An 18,802-nucleotide genomic window follows, 5' to 3' on the forward strand; every position below is an offset into this window, starting at 1 on the left:
GTACGACCCGCAGGGTCGGACCCCTCACATCATCGCTGTCTGGGGGCTCAAGCCTAGCCGGGGTCTGACCCTGCGGGTCAGACCCCATTTAAAATATCTATCTCTCAGCTTCTCCCAATTGCCATCGCTACAATACGACGGTATTCATGAATCTAAGTCACACTTTCTACATTAAAGCCCCTGACAATTTGGCCGATAAATTGCTCTAGCGTTACTCAGAGTTAAAACAATAAGCAAAACGCCAAATTTTTGCCTTCATTGAGGTCCACTCGATTGAGGCTGTTTAGGAGGAGTTAGCGATGCAGCGAAAGGATCGTCATCAAGCCCCTGTAAGTGGTGAGCTGGTCAATGCCAATGATTGGCAGCAGGCCAGATTGCATTTTCACCGTCAGAAACTGGTCAGCCTAGGCCAAATCGTTGGTATCAAACTGCAGCAGCAGGGCAGGAATAGCCTGTCTGGTTCCCATTGAGTGTCAATCTCAGCTAAGCTTGCAGCACTCTTCATTGCGTCCTGAAATACGGCTAAGTGAGTTGTGCTGTGGGTTTGATGTTAAGGCTGCTGTTGCTAGCTGTTGGTTTATATTCGCAAGGTTCAATTGCTGCTCCTGAGGGGTTACCGGACAACTATCCTGAGACCCGTCAACGGGTCGACAGTCAGGCGTTTCCCTGGCGGGCTATTGGCCAGTTAAATATGGCTGGGCGCGGCTCCTGTACGGCCACACTGGTCGGACCTGATGTTATTGTCACCGCTGCACACTGTTTGTGGAACAAGGATACGGGGCGCTGGTTTCCTGCCGATTTTGTTCATTTTGTTGCGGGTTTCTCTGGCGAGGAGTATCAGGCTCATAGCAAAGGCAAACAGATTTATACTAATCCCGCCTATGATCCGACGCTTGAGTCAAATTTAACCAATGCCAGTACTGATTGGGCGCTGATAAGGCTTCAAGAACCGATCGGGGATTCGCTTGGCTATCTTCCCGTTTACCAGGCCAAAAACAGTGCTCAACATTGGTTGCAGGCGGGCTATCGGCTTGATCGCTCTTATGTATTAACCGTTCATGATAACTGTCAGTTGCAATCTCTGTCGGTAAAGCAGATTGCGGGACTGGCTGGTCATTATTGTGACACTACCCAGGGTGACTCCGGTGGTCCCATGCTGGTTAAGCTGGAGCAGGGTGTTGCTGTGGCAGGTGTTTATATTGGCCGCATGCAAGCCAACAACCTGAGGCTGGTGGTGCTGTCTCAACACTGGCAAAAAAGACTAAAACTCTGGTTACAAAAGTAAAGCCCTGGCAGGGGTGATACAATCCTCACATGTCGACTCATTCATCTTTTCTGCAGATATTAGCTGGTCCCAGAGCTTTTAAACATATTCATGAGCACGGACTGTCCCCTCAGCATGTTGGCAGTGTATTTGGCGCCTCCGGGGCGGCCAAATGGTTGGCTATTTACGGCCTGGATCAGGCTATTTTTTCCCGTTGGCTGCTGAACGCTGAGCAACCCATTCAGCTTTTTGGAACGTCCGTGGGTGCATGGAAATTGGCTGCTGCGGCGCAGCGAGATCCGGAAGCGGCGTTAATGGCATTAGCCAATGCCTATGTTGCCCAGTCCTATGGGCACAAGGCAACAATGGAAGATGTCGTATCAGAATGCAAAAGAATCCTGGCAGCTTTTCTTCCACCGGAAAAATTCACTGAAATTCTTCAGCACCCGATTTACCGGTTTCATTTTGGTGCGGTGCGATGCATTGGTGGCTTAAGCAGTGAAAAATCATTGCGTCTGGGTGGCAGTTTGGCCAAAGCTTTTTGGCGCAGTCGCAAGGGGCGCAATGCGTTAGAGCGTCAGGTGCAAAGAATTGTTTTTAGTGATCCAAGGCAGCAGGCACCGCTGGTGTCCAATGACGGCTATGAAACTGAATCGGTCGTTTTAACGGTAGATAATTTTTACCCGGCCATTACCGCTTCGGGGTCTATTCCCTTTGTTATGCCTGGCGTAACTGATATTCCCGGGGCAAAACCTGGCGTTTATCGTGATGGGGGGCTGCTTGATTATCATCCTGTGCCCGGATATTTTTGGCAGGATAATAAGCTGATTCTCTATCCCCACTTTTACCCTTATTTAAAGCCGGGCTGGTTTGATAAATTTTATCGCCAACGTGTGGCATCACGAGATTTGCTGGATAATGTAATTATTCTGGCGCCTACACAGGCCTTTGTAGAATCATTACCTTTCCAGCGCATTTCCGATCGTAAAGATTTTAAGCGTTTTCGCGGCAGGAATGAGGAGCGAATGGAAATCTGGCATCAGGTAATGGCACAGAGTCATTATTTGGGGGAAGAGTTTCTACAGCTGGTAAATTCAGGTGATATAGCCAGTCAAGTACAGCCGCTTTAGTTGTAAATATATGTCGTGCCTAAGCAAGAGAGGTTTAACCGCAATGGCAAGTTCCAGTAATGCATTTTTTCATACTTCGGACGGAATAACATTTATCGGTAATGATGCCGCCAGGGGGCCGTGGATGGCCGATGCCTGCCACGCCGGACCTGTGACCGGTATTATTGCTCGAGCTTTTGAGCTGCTGGTCACGGATAAACAATTATTAAAGTTGTCGGTGGAATTGTTAAAACCTGTGCCTATGGATGGTTTTCAGGTGAATACCGAGATTACCAAAGCGGGCAGGGCGGTAACCACCGCATCGGCTGACATTGTGGATTTACAGGGCAAGTTAATTGCAACAGCCAGCAGTTTACATATGGTGGTGCAGGACCTTGGTGAGGTGCCAACAGCGCCATTTGAATCCCATCGATTCAGTGATTCTGTTCCCGGTGGTTTTCCTATTGAAAAGACCAGCCACGGTTTGCCAGGCTTTAGCAGTGGTATTGAGGTTCGATACCCACCTGGTCATGATAATTCACCGGGTCCGACATCCATTTGGATGAAAACGCTTCCGTTGCTTGAAGGAGAGGAACCGTCAGCTTTTCAAAAATTATGCCCGCTGGCAGATTGCGGTAACGGTACTTCCCGAAATCAGAACGGCTTTGATATTCGTTTTATGAATCCGGATATCACGATTGTGATGCATCGAGCGTCTTCGGCTGACTGGTTGTTGTCTTCGGCAGAATCGCATTGGCAGCCGACGGGTTTAGGTTTGGCTCAGGCAAATTTGTTTGATGAGCTGGGACCTATTGGGTCGGTTATGCAGACATTGTTGTTGCAAAAGTAATTATTTGTAAGAGTTTTTTAACGAAATTGTGGCACTTGTAGTGAAGTATAGTCTTCCAGCGCACGCTGTTCGGCATCCACTCTCGTTTACAAGCAGCGCTCTGCGTCGGCGTCCTGCCTCCGAAGGCCCTGGAAGACTATACTCCACTACAAGCTTAAGCCGTACATTTGTGATTCTTAAGTTTGCTTTTACTAAATAGTTTTTATGTACTGCCAACCTTTGTCCGTCATCACTGACCGATGCATAGTATCAGTCTCACGAATATCACCGGTTTTATAACCCGCATCCTCTTCATACAGTGTTACAGCACCGGCATTACCTAAAACATCCCTCGTAATTTCACCAACAATAAGATTCGGCAGGTGTCGGCGCAAAGGACGTTCACGGTAAAAATTAAGCGCTTCTTCGGTATTGTGTGACTGTGCTAATTCCCAGAGTGTTATATAGGTAGGTGGCAGCAGGGCGAGACCTTCCTGGTGGTGGTCGTCGAGGGCTTTTTGCGGTGCCATCCACTGGTGAGCAACAATTTCCCCTTCATCGATCGTTACCGGAGTATCTTTGTCGATAGCGCAAATATAAAAACTGGTGGCGAAGCGTTTGCGTTCATTGGTGGGAGTTGTCCAGTGGGCGCAGGCGACCAGCTGGTCAGGTGCAACGGTGACGCCGGCTTCTTCTACGCATTCACGGGCTGCGGCACGTCGAGAGGCGGATTCTATGTCGGTATGATCATCTCCGTAATCAGCTTCATCTACCCGGCCTCCGGGGAATACCCAGGCGCCGCCAGCAAATTTAATCGCAGCTGCACGCTGTAATAACAGGGTTTCCAAGCCGTTGTCACCGTCACGGATAATGACAACGGTAGCGGCGGGAAAAGCTTCGGGTGGGGTGGGTACTTGTTCGGTAGACATCGCCGTTTATCTCTCTCACTTTGTTCATTCTTTTTTGTTGATGCTTATACTAGTGTTTTTAAGGTGCAGAGGCCACTGTGTTGCTGGGGCTGGATCTCTTTCGAGTGTAACGGCATACTGCGCGCCCAGTTTAAAGGCAAGATTTTGGACAGACAGAAGGCGTCATCATGAAAATTGAAAAAGATCGGGTTGTACGATTTCACTATCGCTTATCGGAAGTTGAGGGGCCGGAGCTTGAGTCTTCACACGATGGTGACCCCATGGAATATCTTCATGGCCAGCAGGGTATGATGATTGGCTTGGAGGATGCCTTGGTTGGTCGGGAGACGGGTGATGTCTTCTCGGTAACTCTTGAGCCCGCATTGGCTTACGGCAAGCGCCGAGAGAATACCACTCAGCGGGTGCCGCGAAAACATTTGCTGACCAAAGGTAAGTTGAAGGTTGGCCAGGTTGTGCACGTGAATACGGAGCAGGGTCCAAAAGAGGCAACGGTTATCAAGGTTGGCTTGAAGTCTGTGGATATTGATTCAAACCATCCGTTAGCCGGTAAAACGGTGACCTTTGATATTGAGGTACTGGATGTGCGTGAGGCCACTGCGGAAGAGGTAGCTCATGGCCATGTTCATGGTAAAGGTGGCTGTGGGCAGTAATCCCTTTTAGGGGACTTGTTTAGAGTTTGACTCCGGTCAGTACTTCAATCCAGCCTTTGGCGCTATGGCCGCTTTTCATGGCGCCCAGGGTTTCTTCGCTCATATCGACTGCGCCTAAAGCGATATCAATGGCAGCGCTGTGATATACCGCATCGGGCTGTAGATTGGTGCTGTCTTTGGCTGCGCGCTCGGCAAAGTGTTTTACCAGTGTGTTGATATCGGCTTCGCTGATATCGTGTTTTTCGAGAATCTTGTGGTATTTCATAGGGCGCTGCCAGAGGTAAATTTCGGGGCAAGTGTACCAGAAGGTTACCTGGCCCAGCTAGGGTGGTCATATGGGGATGACCACCCGGGCAGGGTCATTAGGCGCGACGGCGTTTAAATGCATGGCCGCCCATAATGGCGAAGGTTCTCAGTACCGAGCGCCACGGGCTCAGATTGGGCTTAGGGCCTTTGCCACGTCCTATGCGATCGAGCTGGTGTTCGTACCAGGTCAAATCCAGCATGCTCATAAAGTCGAGTTTGGCAAAACCTGTGGTCAGCGTTTTGAGTTCTATTTTGTGCTGATTGTCGGCCATCAGCTTGTTGGGCAGATCCGGGTCAACGGCTAATGGGCGGGCAATACCGATCATGTCTGTTGCGCCTGATTCCAGGGCCTCATTCATTGCTTCTGCGGAGCGGAATCCTCCAGTAACTACCAGTGGAATGCTTAATAGCTTGCTGGCTTTTTCGGCGTAATCCAGGAAGTAGGCTTCACGTTTTTTTGTACTGTCTTTAACTTCGGAGCCGACCATGGCGGTGTGCTCGTAATTGCCGCCTGAGACTTCAATCAAATCGATGCCTTCTTCTTGCAGGGCTTTGATAACTTCCATGGAATCTTCTTCGCTGAAGCCGCCTTTTTGGAAATCAGCAGAGTTGAGTTTGATACCTACTGGATAGTCGCTGCCGACTTCATGGCGAATAGCGCGGTAGATTTCCAGGGCAAAGCGCATGCGGTTTTGCAGGCTGCCGCCCCATTGGTCTTCACGTCGGTTGTGGTGAGGCGAGAGAAATTGATTGACCAGGTAGCCGTGTGCCGCGTGTATTTGAACACCACTAAAGCCACTGTCTTTTGCCTGTTTGGCGGCCCAGGCGAAGCGCTGAATTAAGTTTTCAATCTCGGATTCTGTCAGGGCGCGCGGTGGGTTAAACATATCTTCCAGACCATTGCCGAGTGGTACAGCGGAAGGTGCGACAGGTTCTTTGCACAGCATATTGGGGATTTGTTTGCCTGGGTGGTTTAGTTGCATCCACAGTTGCGTATCGTTGGCGGTTCCAGCCTGAGCCCAGCGTTTAAATAGACCCAGATCCGATTGCTGGTCGAGTACAACATTTTTGGGCTCACCCAACGCGTTGCGATCAATCATCACATTGCCGGTAACCAAAATACCGGTGCCACCTTCAGACCAGGTTTTGTAGAGGTGAATCAAGGCGTCGGTGGGGGCATGATCACGATCTCCCATTTGCTCACTCATGGCAGATTTGAAAATACGGTTTTTACTGGCCACGCTTGGGGTGATTTGCAGGCGTTGGTTAAGGGGCGATGCAGTGTTACTCATGGTCTAACTCCCGGTTGCATAGGCTGGATTGGGCAAAGGTTGTCTGTCCCTGTGGGGTGATCAGGCTACTTAATAGCGTCCAGAAGTGATCGAGCAGAGACTGTGGGTTTTGGGTGATTTGTGCGTGCAGCAGGGCGCCTTGCCAGCTGTTATAAAGCAGTTGAGCAATGGCAGCAGCATTTATATCGCTGCGTATATCGCCTTCCTGTTGGGCCGTAGCGATGGCAATCTGGATGATATCGACCCACTCTTGCTCTATGCCTTTGATCGTTTGGCGGCAGCAGTCACTGGCGTCGGCTATTTCCGCTGCCATGGCGCCCAGTAGGCAGGCGCAGGCTTTGTCTTCGCTAACCCAGGCTTGCACTTTGTAGGCGAAGGTACACCAGAGCTGGATCAGTGCGGGCTGATCTGAAAGGTGCTCGACACGGGCCGCCATTGCTTGCACTTCCTCGGCACCGTAGTGCTCGATAATTTCTTTGACGAAGGCTTCCTTGCTGGCGAAAAAGTTATAGAAAGAGCCTTTTGGCACGCCTACAGCATCGAGTACAGCCTTGATACCGGTACCGTGGTAGCCCTGGTTGATCAGTAATTCAGTACCGGTATCCAGTAGCTGTTGTTTGGTGTGGTCGCTTTTACGGGGTCGTGCCATGGGGTGCTCTATAATTAATATTGGACCGGTCGTCTGTTAATGGGTAGTTTAAAGACGGTTGGCTTGGAATTCAAGAGGGGGCTATGCTGAGCTCAATTCTTGTATATTGAAATGGCTGGTTTCTGTTTCAGAAGGGGACACCTATACTGATGGCAAGGAGCGCAAATCTTGAGGGCGGGATGGCAATCAGACAGATAGGGAAGCGGGGCTTACTGTTTACCCAGTCGGAATTGGTGTGCTGGCGAATCTATCGACTTTATCAGCGGCAGCAGCTGCTAAATGATCTAATGGCTTGGGGGAATGTGTTCTGGCCCAGATTTTTGCGACGTCTGGAATGGCCCGAAGCCTATACCCTTAAGGTGATCCAGTTATTGATTGTTTTAGCGGTATGGCCTCTGCTGTTAATCGGTGCCCTGCTGCAGATGCTGGCTAAATGGTTGTTGTTCCCGGCGCGATTCCTGGCCACTTATTTTACCCCTAAGAAATTACAAGCACCTGGTGAAAAATCCCTGCTGGGTTTGCATAACGCCTTTGTTTCGGCCTCGGTATCCTCTGTCAGCCTATCGGATTCCTTGTATGTCGGCTGTATCGACGAGTGGGTTGAGCAGCTCTATGGGGCTGAAGTTGCTGGGAAAAAGAGCCTCAGTTTGTATATCAAGCAACTGGAGGAGGAGCGGCGGGGGCTGACGATGGAGGTTAACCTGGAGGCGAGTTTGCGTGATGAGCTGGCCGTAGCCCGTGAGCGTTTGTCACGGGACCTGGGCCATTATCTGGTCGATGAGTGCAAGGTTGCCTAGCTTTTTGAGTTAAGGCCCTAGGGTACAACCTAAGGTGTTACATCGTAGGGGTTACGCTTCAGGTAGGGGCGTATTTCTTCGTGACAATAATCGAATATGTCTTTGACGTTCGGTAGCAGGCCAACTTCCATGCGTCGCGATAGCATGGTGATGGGAAACAGGCAGTGCTGGGTATCTTCGACGCACAGGGCGCGACTACGACCCAGATTGTCCTCGTATACCTGCCACACCATACCAAACTCCTGTGCCATTACGTTGCCCAGCACAGCACCCATAGCCTGCAGCCGCAGGCGATCATCCTTGGCGATCAATCCTCTGTTGATAATGCGCTGCAGAAGCTCGAGGTCATCGGTGCTATTGCGAATCTGCGAACCCAGGTTGCCCCGGGCAATTTCATCAATGCGTTCAACCTGGTGTTCCAGGTGGTTTTTGTCGAGCCAGCCCAGATCAAAAACCTCGACTTTCTTTTTGTCTTGAGCCTGAGCCGGAGTACTTAACAGGATAATGCAGGCGAGTGCTAAAAGGTGCTTCAGTAAATACATAGTGATTCTTTGGTATGGGTTAACGCAGTTCGCATTATAGGCAGTAGCCTGGGGCTTACTCAATGATCCTAACGGGGGTTGGGTGTAATTCAGACAGCGGAATTGACAGGCCCTTTTCCATAACCACTCGCACATGCTCTCTCTGCAATTGGCGAGGCTCGCTAACGCCACAGGCATGGGCAATCAAGCCCACACCATAGGTCATATTGGCGTGGTACTGCTGTACGCGCACAGATTTGGCCTGAGGGTTTAAGCCGCGTTGCAGTTTCGGGTCATGGGTGGTGATACCGGTAGGACAGGTGTTTTTATTACACTGCAGGGCCTGAATGCAGCCCAGCGAGAACATAAAGCCGCGGGCACTGGTGACAAAGTCGGCCCCGACTGCCAGGGCCCAGCCAACGCCGGATGGAGTGATCAGTTTGCCGGAGGCGATGACTTTCACCCGTTGGCGGAGATTGAAGCGAACAAGCTGATCTACCAGCCAGGGCAGGCTTTCCTTGAGGGGCAGGCCAACATAGTCCAGCAGTGGCTGCGGGGCTGCGCCAGAGCCACCATCAGCGCTGTCGACGGTAATAAAGTCAGGGGCTGATTCCGGACCGCGCTGCTCAATCAGCTCAAACAGATCGATCAGCCATTGTTGTTCGCCGATAACGGCCTTAAACCCCACAGGTTTTCCGGTAATCTCCCGAATCTGTGCCACCATATCCAGCAGGTCAGCCGGGCAGCGTATATCAGGCTGTCCGTTCGGGCTGATGGATGCCTCTCCCTCGGGAATACCGCGGGCTTCTGCAATCTCGGCGGTGACCTTGTTGGCCGGTAGTATGCCGCCTTTACCGGGCTTGGCGCCTTGGCTGAGTTTAATTTCAAACATCTTTACCTGTGGCTGGCTGGCAACAGCGCGCAGTTTGTCCGGATCAAGTTTACCTTGCTCATCCCTGACGCCGTATTTGGCCGTGCCAATCTGGAAGACAATATCTGCTCCACCATTAAGGTGAGCGCGAGATAGGCCGCCTTCACCGGTATTGAGCCAGCATCCTGCTTTGGCGGCGCCTGCACTCAGGGCTTCAACAGCAGGCTTTGATAAGGCGCCAAAGCTCATGCCTGAAATATTAAACAGCGATGAGGTGGTATAGGGCTGCTTGCAGTGGGGGCCGATGGTGACAGGGCTGGGCTCGGCTGCGTCTTCCTGTAATGTGGGGAAGGCGGAATTTAGGAACAGTACCGAACCTACTGGCGAAAGATCACGGGTTGAGCCAAAGGCCAAATTACGATCAACGTTCTTGGCTGCACGATATACCCAGCCACGCTCGGCGCGGTTAAACGGCAGCTCTTCCCGATCCAGGGCAAAGAAATACTGACGGAAGAATTCCCCAAGGTGTTCAAACCAATAGCGAAATCGTCCAATCACCGGATAATTGCGGCGGATGGTATGCCTTTGCTGGGTGATATCAATAAAGTAGAGGGCAAGTACCGTTAAGGCCCCAATACCGATAAGCGTGATAAACAGAATGGAAAGAAAGGCCAGGGCGTTGAGGGTAAAGCTATCGAGCATTGGGCATCCGTTGTTGTTTTTTTATACATATCCAGAATCTTCATTATAGCGAGACGTGGCTTCTGTTGTCTGCACTGGCATATAATACCGGCCACTTCATTTCCTAACCATTTAGTAACTGTGAGGAACCTCCATGGCTATAGCCCACTGCGTAGTACACGGCATCCGACGTGCGGGTTTAAGTGCGCCTGTCGAGCTATCTCTGGCAGAAGATAAATTGGCGATTAACGGCCATGTCGAAGAGTTGTTGCGAGAGCTTAAGCAGGCCTATGTCTCCAAGGCGGGAAAAAGCTACGGTCAGTTTACCCGTGATGCCGGATCGGCTCAGGTCGCCAGCTGGTTGCGTGAGTTCAGTGAGGAGCGTCTTGGCTTTGAGAGCTTTAGCCGCAAATTTTGTGAGCACCTTCAGCAGGTGCTAGGCGAAGTTGAAGCTGAATTTGAAGGCCATATATTGTTTGCCGTGGAAACCCTGGCCGATGCGGATATTCTGTTTGTCTTTGCTTTGCAACATTCAGAAGGTATGTATGTCGACGGTGACTTGGATTTTAAAGGCACGCGCTATCTGGATGTCAAAGGGATTCGTTTGGGGGCTAAGGTCAATATTACCGATTGGCTGACCGATGAACCGAGCTATTTGTCAGTATTGCGCTCCCGGGGTGACAAAGAACTGACTGATGCATTTATGAACTGCATGGGATTTACCGACCAGCGTGATGTGGCGGCCGAAACGACCGAGTTCTTGGATATTGTTACAGCTTATACCGCTAAAATGCCGGAAGAAGAAGCCCAGGAATGCCGCTCCAAGGTGGTTGATTATTGCCTGGAGCAGGATAAATTAGGTGAGCCGGTTGTGATAGAAAGCCTATCTGAGCATGTCAGTGATAGTGCCCCTGAGCAGCTGGCAAAGTTTGTTGCTGAACAGCAGCAGGAGGCTCGACCAGCATTGATTCCAGATCGCAAGCAGCTGCGTCAGTTTGTACGGATCAGTGGCCGTAATGATGAACTGAGTATGAGCTTCTCGTCAGAGTGTTTGGGTTCAAGCATCATGTATGACAAGGGCACTGACTCACTGACGATTACCAACATTCCTGGGCCGTTGAAGATGCGCTTGTTACAGCACCTGCAAAAATCAGGCGGTTTTAGCCAGGGAGCAGCCGAAAAGACGGTTGTCAGCACAGAGCCTGAGTTTGAGGCAAGCTAGCGCTGAACTGCTAAGCTAAGGGATGTAAAACAGGAGGTAAATTATCATGGCTAGTCAAAATCAACAGGGCAAAACACATTTATTATTAATGTTAATTGTCGCGCTAGCGGCTGTGGCCGGCTGGCAAGTGTTTGAAATGCGCAATGATCTGAATGTGGCTAATCGCCAGGTGGCGGACCTGTCAGGTCAGTTGCAGGATCTGCAGGGGCAGATTGATAATATTCGCAAGGATGTTGCTCGCCTGGATAAGGGCAGTGTGCAAGGTATTGTGCGAGAGGCTAACGATGCGATCCTTACCGGTTGGGAAACACTGGTAAATACCGTAGAAAGTGAACTGCGCAAAGCCCGCGAAGATATGGAAAAGAATAACGGGCAGACGCCACCGCAAGCGCCCAATAATCCATCACCAAATACCTCTGAGCCGGCGCTGGAATCTAATGACGGTACGGACAAGACTTAACTTTTACTAAGGAAATAATAATGAAACTGGGAAAAATCTTATTGGGTGTGTTTGTGGCTATTATTGCCGTTGTTGCGGTGGTGGTTTTTCTAGGCCTGCAGAATATCAATCAGATTGTCAAAATTGCCGTTGAAACCGAAGGGCCTAAAGTCACCGGCACCGCGGTGCAGTTGGAGCGTGTCGATCTCAGCCTGATGGAAGGCCGTGGTGAATTACACGGTTTGCAAATTGATAACCCCAAAGGCTATCAAAGTGACTATGCATTCTCGATGGGACAGGTTGCCCTTCAGGTTGAGCCAAAAAGCCTGACGGGCAAGGTCATAGTGATCAACGAAATCCTGATCGATGGCGCCAAACTGATTGCCGAACAGAAAGATCTAACCCGCACCAATCTGCAGGACCTGCTCGATAATGTAAAAGGGCAGGGCGGTTCCAAGGCATCTGGACAAGAGGCCACTCCAGCGTCCGATTCGCCTGCGGCTGATGTGCGCTTAATGGTGGAGAAATTTAGTTTCGTCAATAGTGGTGTTCGCTTGATTACCACGGAGTGGGGTGAGCGTACGCTGAAACTGCCAAGTATCAATATCACCGATATTGGTGATCGCGAAGTAGGACTGACACCAGAGCAACTTACCCAGGCATTGCTTGACCCAATTCTGGCGCAGGCGAAAGCGGCGGTGGCCAATAACCTGGAAGATCTGGCTAAAGAAAAGGCCCAGAAAAAACTGCAAGAGAAAATTGATGAGAAACTCAGTGATGAGCAGAAGGGTCAGTTAAAACAATTAAAAGGGTTATTTGGTAAATAATATTGCGGTCTGAATTTAGATGTGGCTATGTTAAGGGGCGTTTTCGCCCCTTTTCTTTTTCTTCTAGCCTGGCGCTAACGCCTAGGTTAGGTTGTTGCGAAATTCTCGAGGCGTTAGGCCAAATTCCTGTTTAAAACTTCTGCCGAAAACTGTCGCCGAATGAAAGCCGGATTGTTCGGCTATTTGTTGGATTTGCAAATCGGTTGATTGTAGTAGCTGGCGAGCAATGGTTAGCCGCTGTTTGATTAAATACTGTATTGGTGTTGTCCCGGTGGCACTGACAAAGCGACGGGAAAGCGTGCGCGCGGTAACGTTAAACTGGCTTGCCAGGTCTTCAAGATTTAATTCTTCTGCATAGCTGACGCGCATTTTATCGCGCACGGCGTCTACCAATGTATCGTGTGTCGTGGGTTCCATAAATTCCGGCAGAGGGGCGCTTTGGTCGCGAATGGCAAAGTAGTGTGAGGCATACTCGGCAGCACTGTCGCCCAGAAAACGCTGAATTAAAAGCAGAGTAAGGTCAAATGTTGCCGGGGTCGTGGACGTGGTGATGATATTGCCTGACTGAATCAGTTTGGCCTGAGGCGTCAATCTGATTTTAGGATAGCGCTGTTTGAAAATATTCACTGAGGCCCAGTGAATAGTAGCTTCCTGTCCGTCCAAGAGGCCTGCTTCTGCCAGATAAAACACCCCGGTGACCAGGCCCGCGAGGATGCTGCCTTGCTGATGTTGATCCCGTAACCAGGCCAGAGCCTTTTCAGATTCTCTCAAATTACTCATAGAAAGATTCCAAACGGAAGGGATGATAATGGCATCGTAGTATTTGTCGGTAATCGACGAATGGGCAAAGTATTGGGTTTTGAGTGGCAGTCCTGAGAAGCCGGTGGGCTTTTTATGGGTTGTCCTCAGTAATGATACCTCAACGCCCTTATATTCTTTACTGCGGAATACTTGGCTGTTCTGTGCCATGGCATGGAAAATTTCTGCTGAGCCGGTGACGGTACTACTCCAGAATTGGTCAGGAATTAGATAGGCAATATTGACGGATCTTGGGTTAGTCTGGCTCATAATCGGGTACTTGGATTATTTGTATTCACTATGACAAGTATGACATGTATACGTTATCGATGTCTTAAATAGTTGAATAAGTGTCAAATATAGTCATTTAAAGTCGCTTATACGCTGCTAAAGTAACTACAAAGCGACATGTGAAGATCGCACTAAGCCGGATAGCACAAGGTGAGAGGACCTATCAATGAATCGAGACACTGAAATCAGATTGATCAAGGAAGCTGTGGAGTTACACGATCGTGGAGAAACACAGTATCAAGAAGATGCTAAGACCCACAGTACAGAACGCTATGTGTCTGAGGAGGTATTTGCCAAGGAGAAGTCCAAGTTGTTCCTGGAGCTTCCTACTGTGATAGGAGCTGCTGGTGAAGTCCCGAATATCGGTGACTATCATTCGGTGGAGTGGGTTGGCGGTCTACCTTTGCTGATTGTGCGAGATAACGATAACCGGGTACGAGTTTTCGCCAATGTCTGTCGCCACCGAAATGCTCGGTTGGTGGAAACCGGTAGCAGTGGCTGTCGACGTCGATTTAGCTGCCCTTATCATGCCTGGACTTACAATACTGACGGCAAACTTATCGCGGCGCCAGAATTTGAGACCGGGTTTTCCAACTTGGATAAAGACAAGTTAAATCTTATCGAATTTGATAGCCAGGTAATCAACGGTATTATTTTTATTCATCCCAATCCGGATAAAAAATTACCTGAGAATTTTGTCGCCGATGAAATAGCCAGTGGCTTTGATTATTTGAATATGCAAAATCAAAGGATCTACAAACGTCGAGATTATATTCTTAACGCCAATTGGAAGATCCTGGCAGAAGGCGGTATTGAGGCTTATCACTTTAATGTTGCCCATAAAAATACCCTGGCACCATTTTTCTTGGGTAATCTATCGACCTGGGAGAGTTGGGGCCCCTACATGCGGATGATCCTGCCTAAGAGGCCGATCCTGGGGGCCAAAGAGTTGCCAGAGGCTGAGTGGGATATGCGTAAGATGGCAAACATTATTTATAATCTGCCCCCCGGATTGATGATATTGGCGCAGCCGGACAATGTTTCGCTAATTAAAATGGTGCCCCTGTCAGCCGGTAAAACCCGCATCGAGGAAGTGCTTCTGGTAGATCCTCCCAAGGATGGCAGTGATAACTGGTCTGAAGACGAGTTGAAAATGCATGAGACCAACTTTAACTTGGTCAACAAGATTCTAACTGAAGATTGGGAACTCGGGGAAACTATTCAGGCCAATATGCAAAGCGGTATTGTTGATTCAATTCACTTTGGTCGCTTTGAGTCTGCATTAACGGAATTTGATAGACAGTATTCCCACTATATGGGCGTTGAAGCAGCGGACGTTTAAGTTTTATCGCGTCGGTCGCCAATAACTTTGGCCGGGTTGCCGGCCACGATGCTATAGGGCGCAACGTCTTTGGTGACGATGCTGCCCATTCCAATTACGGCGTGATCACCAATGCTCACTCCGTCCACAATTCCCGCGTTAGCGCCTATCCAAACATCTTCGCCAATACTGATTCCTTGTGACGTGACGGGTTGCTCATGGATAAAGCGGTCTGGATGCATGCCATGATTAAAAGCAAACATCTGACAGTTGGCGGCAATGCGTGTGTGGCTGCCGATATTGATTCCCTTTGTGCCTCCGTCCAAAGTCACGCCGTGATTTATGCTTACATGCTCGCCGATGGTTAAAGGGCCGTGAAGCATGACATCTGCTGCTATAGAGCTGTGATTACCGATGACAATATCGCGACCAGGCTCAGCAAAAATATTGGCTTCTGGTGCAATAAAACAGTTCTCGGCCAATTGAACCGTTTCCATATCTTGCAGGTAATCCTGTACTTCCTGTTGCCATGCTTGCGCCCAGGAACGATGTTTGGGGCTGAGTTTTGGGTAAAGCCATGGCATGTAGCTGAGACGCTTTTTATGCTGCGAGCGGTACTTATTTATAGGGCTATCGCTTGGTCGGTTATCAGGCAGGCGGTTTTCGTCCGACATCAGTAACTCATCTATTGCTTTGGTGATCTTCAGGGCGGGATATTAGCACAGCGGAAATCGGGATGCAGAAGGGCGGTGCCCGCATGGTTAAGGTCGTAATCTCATGCTGCAATATTGGGCTTCATTTACGCATGCATTTGTCATTATGCACCGTCACCACATTACAGCTGTAACCTACGATAGGTTACGTATTCACGTACAAGCAGTTAACCGTGAAGATGACCCATGACAGCGGACACCTGATAAAAGTATAGCAACGGATTTACATGACATGGCTGGAAATTCTGGAAGTTAGCGAAAAATCCGCAATCACAGGGCAGTGATCTGATAGGCGTTGCCAATGACGATGGTTAAGGGTGGAGGCAGATTCAAGCTTGACGTTGCGATAATAGATTCTGTCCATAGCGAGCCAGGGGCGTGATGCCGGGTAAGTAGCCTTGGGGCGATTGGATTTGTGGCTGATGGCCTCTTTCAGATGCAGCTCACGTGTTAAAACCCGGTGGATGCGGTGGTGCCAGTCATTAAAATCTCCGGCAATAATTAAGCCGTCGGTTAATGGGATCTGGTTATGAACAAGCTCTTTAAGCTGGTTGAGTTGAAAGCGTTGTTCGATAGGTAAAAAACCGAAATGAATGCAGAGAAGGTGCAGGTTGGTACCAATACGGCCATGGAGTATGCCGCGCTGGGAGAATTTCCAGCGACTGATATCAAGATTCTCCCAATAGCTGAAAGGGTATTTGCTTAGGATCGCATTGCCGTGATGTCCCTGCTGGTAGATCGCATTTTTACCGTAGGCAAAGTGTGGCCAGATACTGTCGGCCAGAAATTCAAATTGGCCGCCGTCGTGCCAGTCGTCAATGCTTTGCTGGTGGCCGCTATGGGCACCGACAACCTCCTGTAAGCAGACGATATCGGTTTCCAGTTCGCGGATGGCGTCGCGGATATTGTGCAGGATAAAACTACTGTTGCCCGGGCTGAATCCCTTGTGAATGTTGTAGGAAAGCAGGCGAATTGATTGCATATTACATCCAGTACCTTAGCAGGCGGGGCAAGTGGCCGAGAATTTTCCAGCGCCAGCCCTTATTAGCATTGAAGAGAACCTCCTGGGATGCAAGTTGGTCACGGTAAAATTGTTGCTCTAATGCGGTAATGGATTGTGCTTTGCTCAGAATAATGTCGAGTTCCTGATCATGCAGGTAGCTTCGATGGTTGAAATTGGTGCTGCCAATTAAAGCGAACTGATCAATAAGCAATGCTTTGGCATGCAGGAAACCGGGTTGGTATTCATAGACTCGGATCCCAGCTTCCAGCAGATCCGCATAGTAACTGGCTGTTAACAGGGGGAATAACTTGATATCTGATCGGGCCGTGACCAGTATCTGAACATCGACCCCCCGATTGCGGGCTTGTTTTAGTGCTTTAATTATCTTACTTGCCGGGGCGAAATAGGCGTTAACGATATAGATGCGTTGGCGGGCAGCGTTAATGTTATGTAGTAGCTGTTGGTTGCGACGTTTGCGTGACCACTGTGACAACGTATCCCAATAGGCTCCAAACAGGTTTCGACTTAACCTGATAGGGCGTCTAAACCATACATCATCGAATTGCCCTGCCATGATGGCAACATTGGCACCACTGACTTTTACCCCATAATCCTGCCAGCCTTCTCCGCCCAGCTTAATGGGCAGATGCTTTTGCGAAATATTCAGGCTGCCACTCCATAACAGCTGGTTGTCGATAATGAGTTGTTTGCGATGGTTGCGTTGGTTGATGCGGCGAATAAAGTAGAGCAGCTTGTTGATAAGGTTGCCGCGGGTAAGGGCTCGCTTGTAGTGGTAGGTTTGCCAGGGCAGGGGACGGTAGATCTTTACCGGTACGCCCTGGTGTTCGAGTGCTTGCGCGGTGCGATCACCGTCACTGCCGGAGCCTACGCCATCCATTAAAACCCGTACTTTGACTCCCCTGGCTTGTGCTTTTACCAGGTGTTGAATAAGGCGTTTGCCGACCTCGTCAAAATCAAAAATATAGGTTTCAACGATAATGCTTTGTTTGGCTGCATCTATATGTTTGAGGATATCTTGCAGATAGTCTTCAGCTTGAAAGAAAAGTGTTTCTTCCTCCCAAGCGTGGCCGGACCGGGCACCGCCGTGCCCGGAGCTGTCATGCTGGATATTAACTGGCGCCGTGAGAGGGCTCATCGATGATAATTACACCGTCAAGACAGGTAATTTTAATGTCATCAAGTCGTGGGTGTTGATCCATTCTTAACCTTTCAGCGATTTCACTGATATCGAGCGCGATGGTGCCTATATGCAGCACTCTGACGGAAGCCCCCTGACAGCCCTGATGATTAAGAAGGTCGAGCAGCTGGCAGCTGTTGACGATGTAGCGGCCAGAAGGGAATACATCCAGTGTTTCGACAAATGTATCGTATTGCATATAGCTTCCTCAATAATGTTACTGCTATGTGATGAATCAACCCTGATGTTACTGCATAGTTTTACTGCGATATTGATTTGATTCAAGTATTCTTGCGTTCCATTAAGATTCTGGATCGCTGCCCCCATTTATGCCGTCGGTTGATAAGATAACAGGCCAAGTAATCATTGTTTCAAATACCCCTGATTTTGTCGTGGTTAATAAACCATCGGGCCTGAGTGTTCACGATGATGACAAGGACGGTGGTGGCTTATTAAAGGCCGTGGCCGAATTGACAGGGGTCGATAAGCTGTTGCCTGTTCATCGCTTGGACAAAATGACGTCAGGGTTGATTGTGATGGCAAAACACCCTGAGGCTAACCGCCTGTTGGCGGATCAGTTTGCCCAGCGTCAAGTCGAAAAGTATTACCTTGCCATCAGTGCCAGTAAGCCACGTAAAAAGCAGGGGCTAATCGCCGGTGATATGACCAAGGCGCGTCGTGGTGCCTGGAAGCTGCTGCCGAGTAAAAACAATCCTGCACAGACGCAGTTTTTCAGTTATGGCCTGGGAGATGGGTTGCGATTATTTTTGCTGCGTCCGAGAACGGGGAAAACCCATCAGATCAGGGTTGCGCTAAAATCCCTTGGCTCAGCCATTCTTGGCGATAGCCTTTATGCTGGCGATAGCGCTGACAGGGGCTATTTGCACGCGTACGGGCTGTGTTTTGATTGGCAGGGAGAGCGTTTGCGTTTTCTGGTGAAAGCAAATCAGGGGGAGGTATTTCAGCGTCAGCAGGTTACTGACCAGCTGGAAGAGATAGGTATGCCGTGGGAGTTGAAGTGGCCAAAATTATAGCCGCTGGATGAGCGGCGGCTCCATGAGGTGCCGCCATTAATTGCCTGTTATTTGTACA

At 49.7% G+C, this 18,802-nt stretch carries 22 protein-coding genes; 11 read left to right on the forward strand and 11 right to left on the reverse strand.

The features are described from left to right. Positions 1-299 precede the first annotated feature (299 nt). From ACGHZ6_RS11220 to ACGHZ6_RS11235, 4 genes are all read left to right on the forward strand, one after another. Positions 300-470, forward strand: a complete 171-nt coding sequence (locus ACGHZ6_RS11220; protein WP_390618949.1) for a hypothetical protein — start codon at positions 300-302, stop codon at positions 468-470. Positions 471-547: 77 nt separating this feature from the next. After that, positions 548-1,285 carry a trypsin-like serine peptidase gene (locus ACGHZ6_RS11225; RefSeq protein WP_390619161.1) on the forward strand — a complete coding sequence of 246 codons (738 nt, stop codon included), beginning with the start codon at positions 548-550 and terminating at the stop codon, positions 1,283-1,285. Between the two features lie 29 nt (positions 1,286-1,314). Next, positions 1,315-2,394 carry a hypothetical protein gene (locus tag ACGHZ6_RS11230; RefSeq protein WP_390618950.1) on the forward strand — a complete coding sequence of 360 codons (1,080 nt, stop codon included), beginning with the start codon at positions 1,315-1,317 and terminating at the stop codon, positions 2,392-2,394. A gap of 43 nt (positions 2,395-2,437) precedes the next feature. Next, on the forward strand, positions 2,438-3,223 hold the full coding sequence (locus ACGHZ6_RS11235) for a thioesterase family protein (protein WP_390618951.1): 786 nt from the start codon (positions 2,438-2,440) through the stop codon (positions 3,221-3,223). A 191-nt stretch (positions 3,224-3,414) separates the two neighbouring features. On the opposite strand, the gene ACGHZ6_RS11240 is transcribed toward ACGHZ6_RS11235, so the two are convergent. After that, complete coding sequence (locus ACGHZ6_RS11240) at positions 3,415-4,131, reverse strand: NUDIX domain-containing protein (protein ID WP_390618952.1); 717 nt, start codon at positions 4,129-4,131, stop codon at positions 3,415-3,417. 167 nt (positions 4,132-4,298) lie between these two features. Here ACGHZ6_RS11240 and ACGHZ6_RS11245 point away from each other — a divergent pair, with 167 nt between their 5' ends. Then, complete coding sequence (locus tag ACGHZ6_RS11245) at positions 4,299-4,781, forward strand: peptidylprolyl isomerase (protein ID WP_390618953.1); 483 nt, start codon at positions 4,299-4,301, stop codon at positions 4,779-4,781. A 19-nt stretch (positions 4,782-4,800) separates the two neighbouring features. Here the strand turns inward: ACGHZ6_RS11245 and ACGHZ6_RS11250 are convergent, their stop codons facing one another. The 3 genes from ACGHZ6_RS11250 to ACGHZ6_RS11260 form a co-directional block, all read right to left on the reverse strand. Beyond that, entirely contained in the window at positions 4,801-5,046 is a 246-nt protein-coding gene (locus tag ACGHZ6_RS11250) for a hypothetical protein (RefSeq protein ID WP_390618954.1), read from the reverse strand. Between the two features lie 97 nt (positions 5,047-5,143). Next, on the reverse strand, positions 5,144-6,379 hold the full coding sequence (locus ACGHZ6_RS11255; protein WP_390618955.1) for an NADH:flavin oxidoreductase/NADH oxidase family protein: 1,236 nt from the start codon (positions 6,377-6,379) through the stop codon (positions 5,144-5,146). Beyond that, the gene (locus tag ACGHZ6_RS11260; RefSeq protein ID WP_390618956.1) at positions 6,372-7,028 is read right to left on the reverse strand and encodes a TetR/AcrR family transcriptional regulator; all 657 of its coding nucleotides are present in this window, start codon (positions 7,026-7,028) and stop codon (positions 6,372-6,374) included. The genes ACGHZ6_RS11255 and ACGHZ6_RS11260 overlap by 8 nt, the downstream gene beginning before the upstream one ends. A 179-nt stretch (positions 7,029-7,207) precedes the next feature. Here ACGHZ6_RS11260 and ACGHZ6_RS11265 point away from each other — a divergent pair, with 179 nt between their 5' ends. Next, positions 7,208-7,825 (forward strand): hypothetical protein, encoded by a 618-nt coding sequence (locus ACGHZ6_RS11265; RefSeq protein ID WP_390618957.1) that lies wholly within the window; start codon positions 7,208-7,210, stop codon positions 7,823-7,825. 29 nt (positions 7,826-7,854) lie between these two features. On the opposite strand, the gene ACGHZ6_RS11270 is transcribed toward ACGHZ6_RS11265, so the two are convergent. Both ACGHZ6_RS11270 and ACGHZ6_RS11275 read right to left on the reverse strand, forming a co-directional pair. Continuing rightward, complete coding sequence (locus tag ACGHZ6_RS11270) at positions 7,855-8,367, reverse strand: DUF3806 domain-containing protein (RefSeq protein ID WP_390618958.1); 513 nt, start codon at positions 8,365-8,367, stop codon at positions 7,855-7,857. Between the two features lie 55 nt (positions 8,368-8,422). Then, positions 8,423-9,919 (reverse strand): FMN-binding glutamate synthase family protein, encoded by a 1,497-nt coding sequence (locus ACGHZ6_RS11275; protein ID WP_390618960.1) that lies wholly within the window; start codon positions 9,917-9,919, stop codon positions 8,423-8,425. Between the two features lie 133 nt (positions 9,920-10,052). Between ACGHZ6_RS11275 and ACGHZ6_RS11280 the strand changes: the two genes are divergently transcribed. From ACGHZ6_RS11280 to ACGHZ6_RS11290, 3 genes are read left to right on the forward strand one after another with little or no spacing between them, the layout of a single operon-like run. Next, positions 10,053-11,120, forward strand: coding sequence for a nucleoid-associated protein (locus ACGHZ6_RS11280; RefSeq protein WP_390618962.1), 1,068 nt, complete (start codon positions 10,053-10,055; stop codon positions 11,118-11,120). A 46-nt stretch (positions 11,121-11,166) separates the two neighbouring features. Further along, the gene (locus ACGHZ6_RS11285; protein ID WP_390618963.1) at positions 11,167-11,580 is read left to right on the forward strand and encodes a hypothetical protein; all 414 of its coding nucleotides are present in this window, start codon (positions 11,167-11,169) and stop codon (positions 11,578-11,580) included. Between the two features lie 20 nt (positions 11,581-11,600). Further along, entirely contained in the window at positions 11,601-12,386 is a 786-nt protein-coding gene (locus ACGHZ6_RS11290) for an AsmA family protein (protein ID WP_390618964.1), read from the forward strand. Between the two features lie 81 nt (positions 12,387-12,467). Here the strand turns inward: ACGHZ6_RS11290 and ACGHZ6_RS11295 are convergent, their stop codons facing one another. After that, positions 12,468-13,454, reverse strand: coding sequence for a GlxA family transcriptional regulator (locus tag ACGHZ6_RS11295; protein WP_390618965.1), 987 nt, complete (start codon positions 13,452-13,454; stop codon positions 12,468-12,470). A gap of 187 nt (positions 13,455-13,641) precedes the next feature. On the opposite strand from ACGHZ6_RS11295, the gene ACGHZ6_RS11300 reads away from it, so the two are divergent. Next, positions 13,642-14,817, forward strand: coding sequence for an aromatic ring-hydroxylating dioxygenase subunit alpha (locus ACGHZ6_RS11300; RefSeq protein ID WP_390618966.1), 1,176 nt, complete (start codon positions 13,642-13,644; stop codon positions 14,815-14,817). On the opposite strand, the gene ACGHZ6_RS11305 is transcribed toward ACGHZ6_RS11300, so the two are convergent. The 4 genes from ACGHZ6_RS11305 to ACGHZ6_RS11320 all read right to left on the reverse strand — a co-directional run bounded on the left by ACGHZ6_RS11305 (position 14,814) and on the right by ACGHZ6_RS11320 (position 17,909). Then, on the reverse strand, positions 14,814-15,470 hold the full coding sequence (locus ACGHZ6_RS11305; protein WP_390618967.1) for an acyltransferase: 657 nt from the start codon (positions 15,468-15,470) through the stop codon (positions 14,814-14,816). The two genes, ACGHZ6_RS11300 and ACGHZ6_RS11305, sit on opposite strands and share 4 nt — an antisense overlap. 262 nt (positions 15,471-15,732) lie before the next feature. Beyond that, positions 15,733-16,491 (reverse strand): endonuclease/exonuclease/phosphatase family protein, encoded by a 759-nt coding sequence (locus ACGHZ6_RS11310; RefSeq protein ID WP_390618968.1) that lies wholly within the window; start codon positions 16,489-16,491, stop codon positions 15,733-15,735. A gap of 1 nt (position 16,492) precedes the next feature. After that, on the reverse strand, positions 16,493-17,668 hold the full coding sequence (locus tag ACGHZ6_RS11315) for a phosphatidylserine/phosphatidylglycerophosphate/cardiolipin synthase family protein (protein WP_390618969.1): 1,176 nt from the start codon (positions 17,666-17,668) through the stop codon (positions 16,493-16,495). Continuing rightward, complete coding sequence (locus ACGHZ6_RS11320; protein WP_390618970.1) at positions 17,643-17,909, reverse strand: hypothetical protein; 267 nt, start codon at positions 17,907-17,909, stop codon at positions 17,643-17,645. The genes ACGHZ6_RS11315 and ACGHZ6_RS11320 overlap by 26 nt, the downstream gene beginning before the upstream one ends. Positions 17,910-18,039: 130 nt before the next feature. Between ACGHZ6_RS11320 and ACGHZ6_RS11325 the strand changes: the two genes are divergently transcribed. Continuing rightward, the gene (locus ACGHZ6_RS11325; RefSeq protein ID WP_390618971.1) at positions 18,040-18,744 is read left to right on the forward strand and encodes a TIGR01621 family pseudouridine synthase; all 705 of its coding nucleotides are present in this window, start codon (positions 18,040-18,042) and stop codon (positions 18,742-18,744) included. Positions 18,745-18,802: the final 58 nt, after the last annotated feature.

Source organism: Maricurvus nonylphenolicus, assembly GCF_042854845.1.
GTDB lineage: Bacteria > Pseudomonadota > Gammaproteobacteria > Pseudomonadales > Cellvibrionaceae > Maricurvus > Maricurvus nonylphenolicus.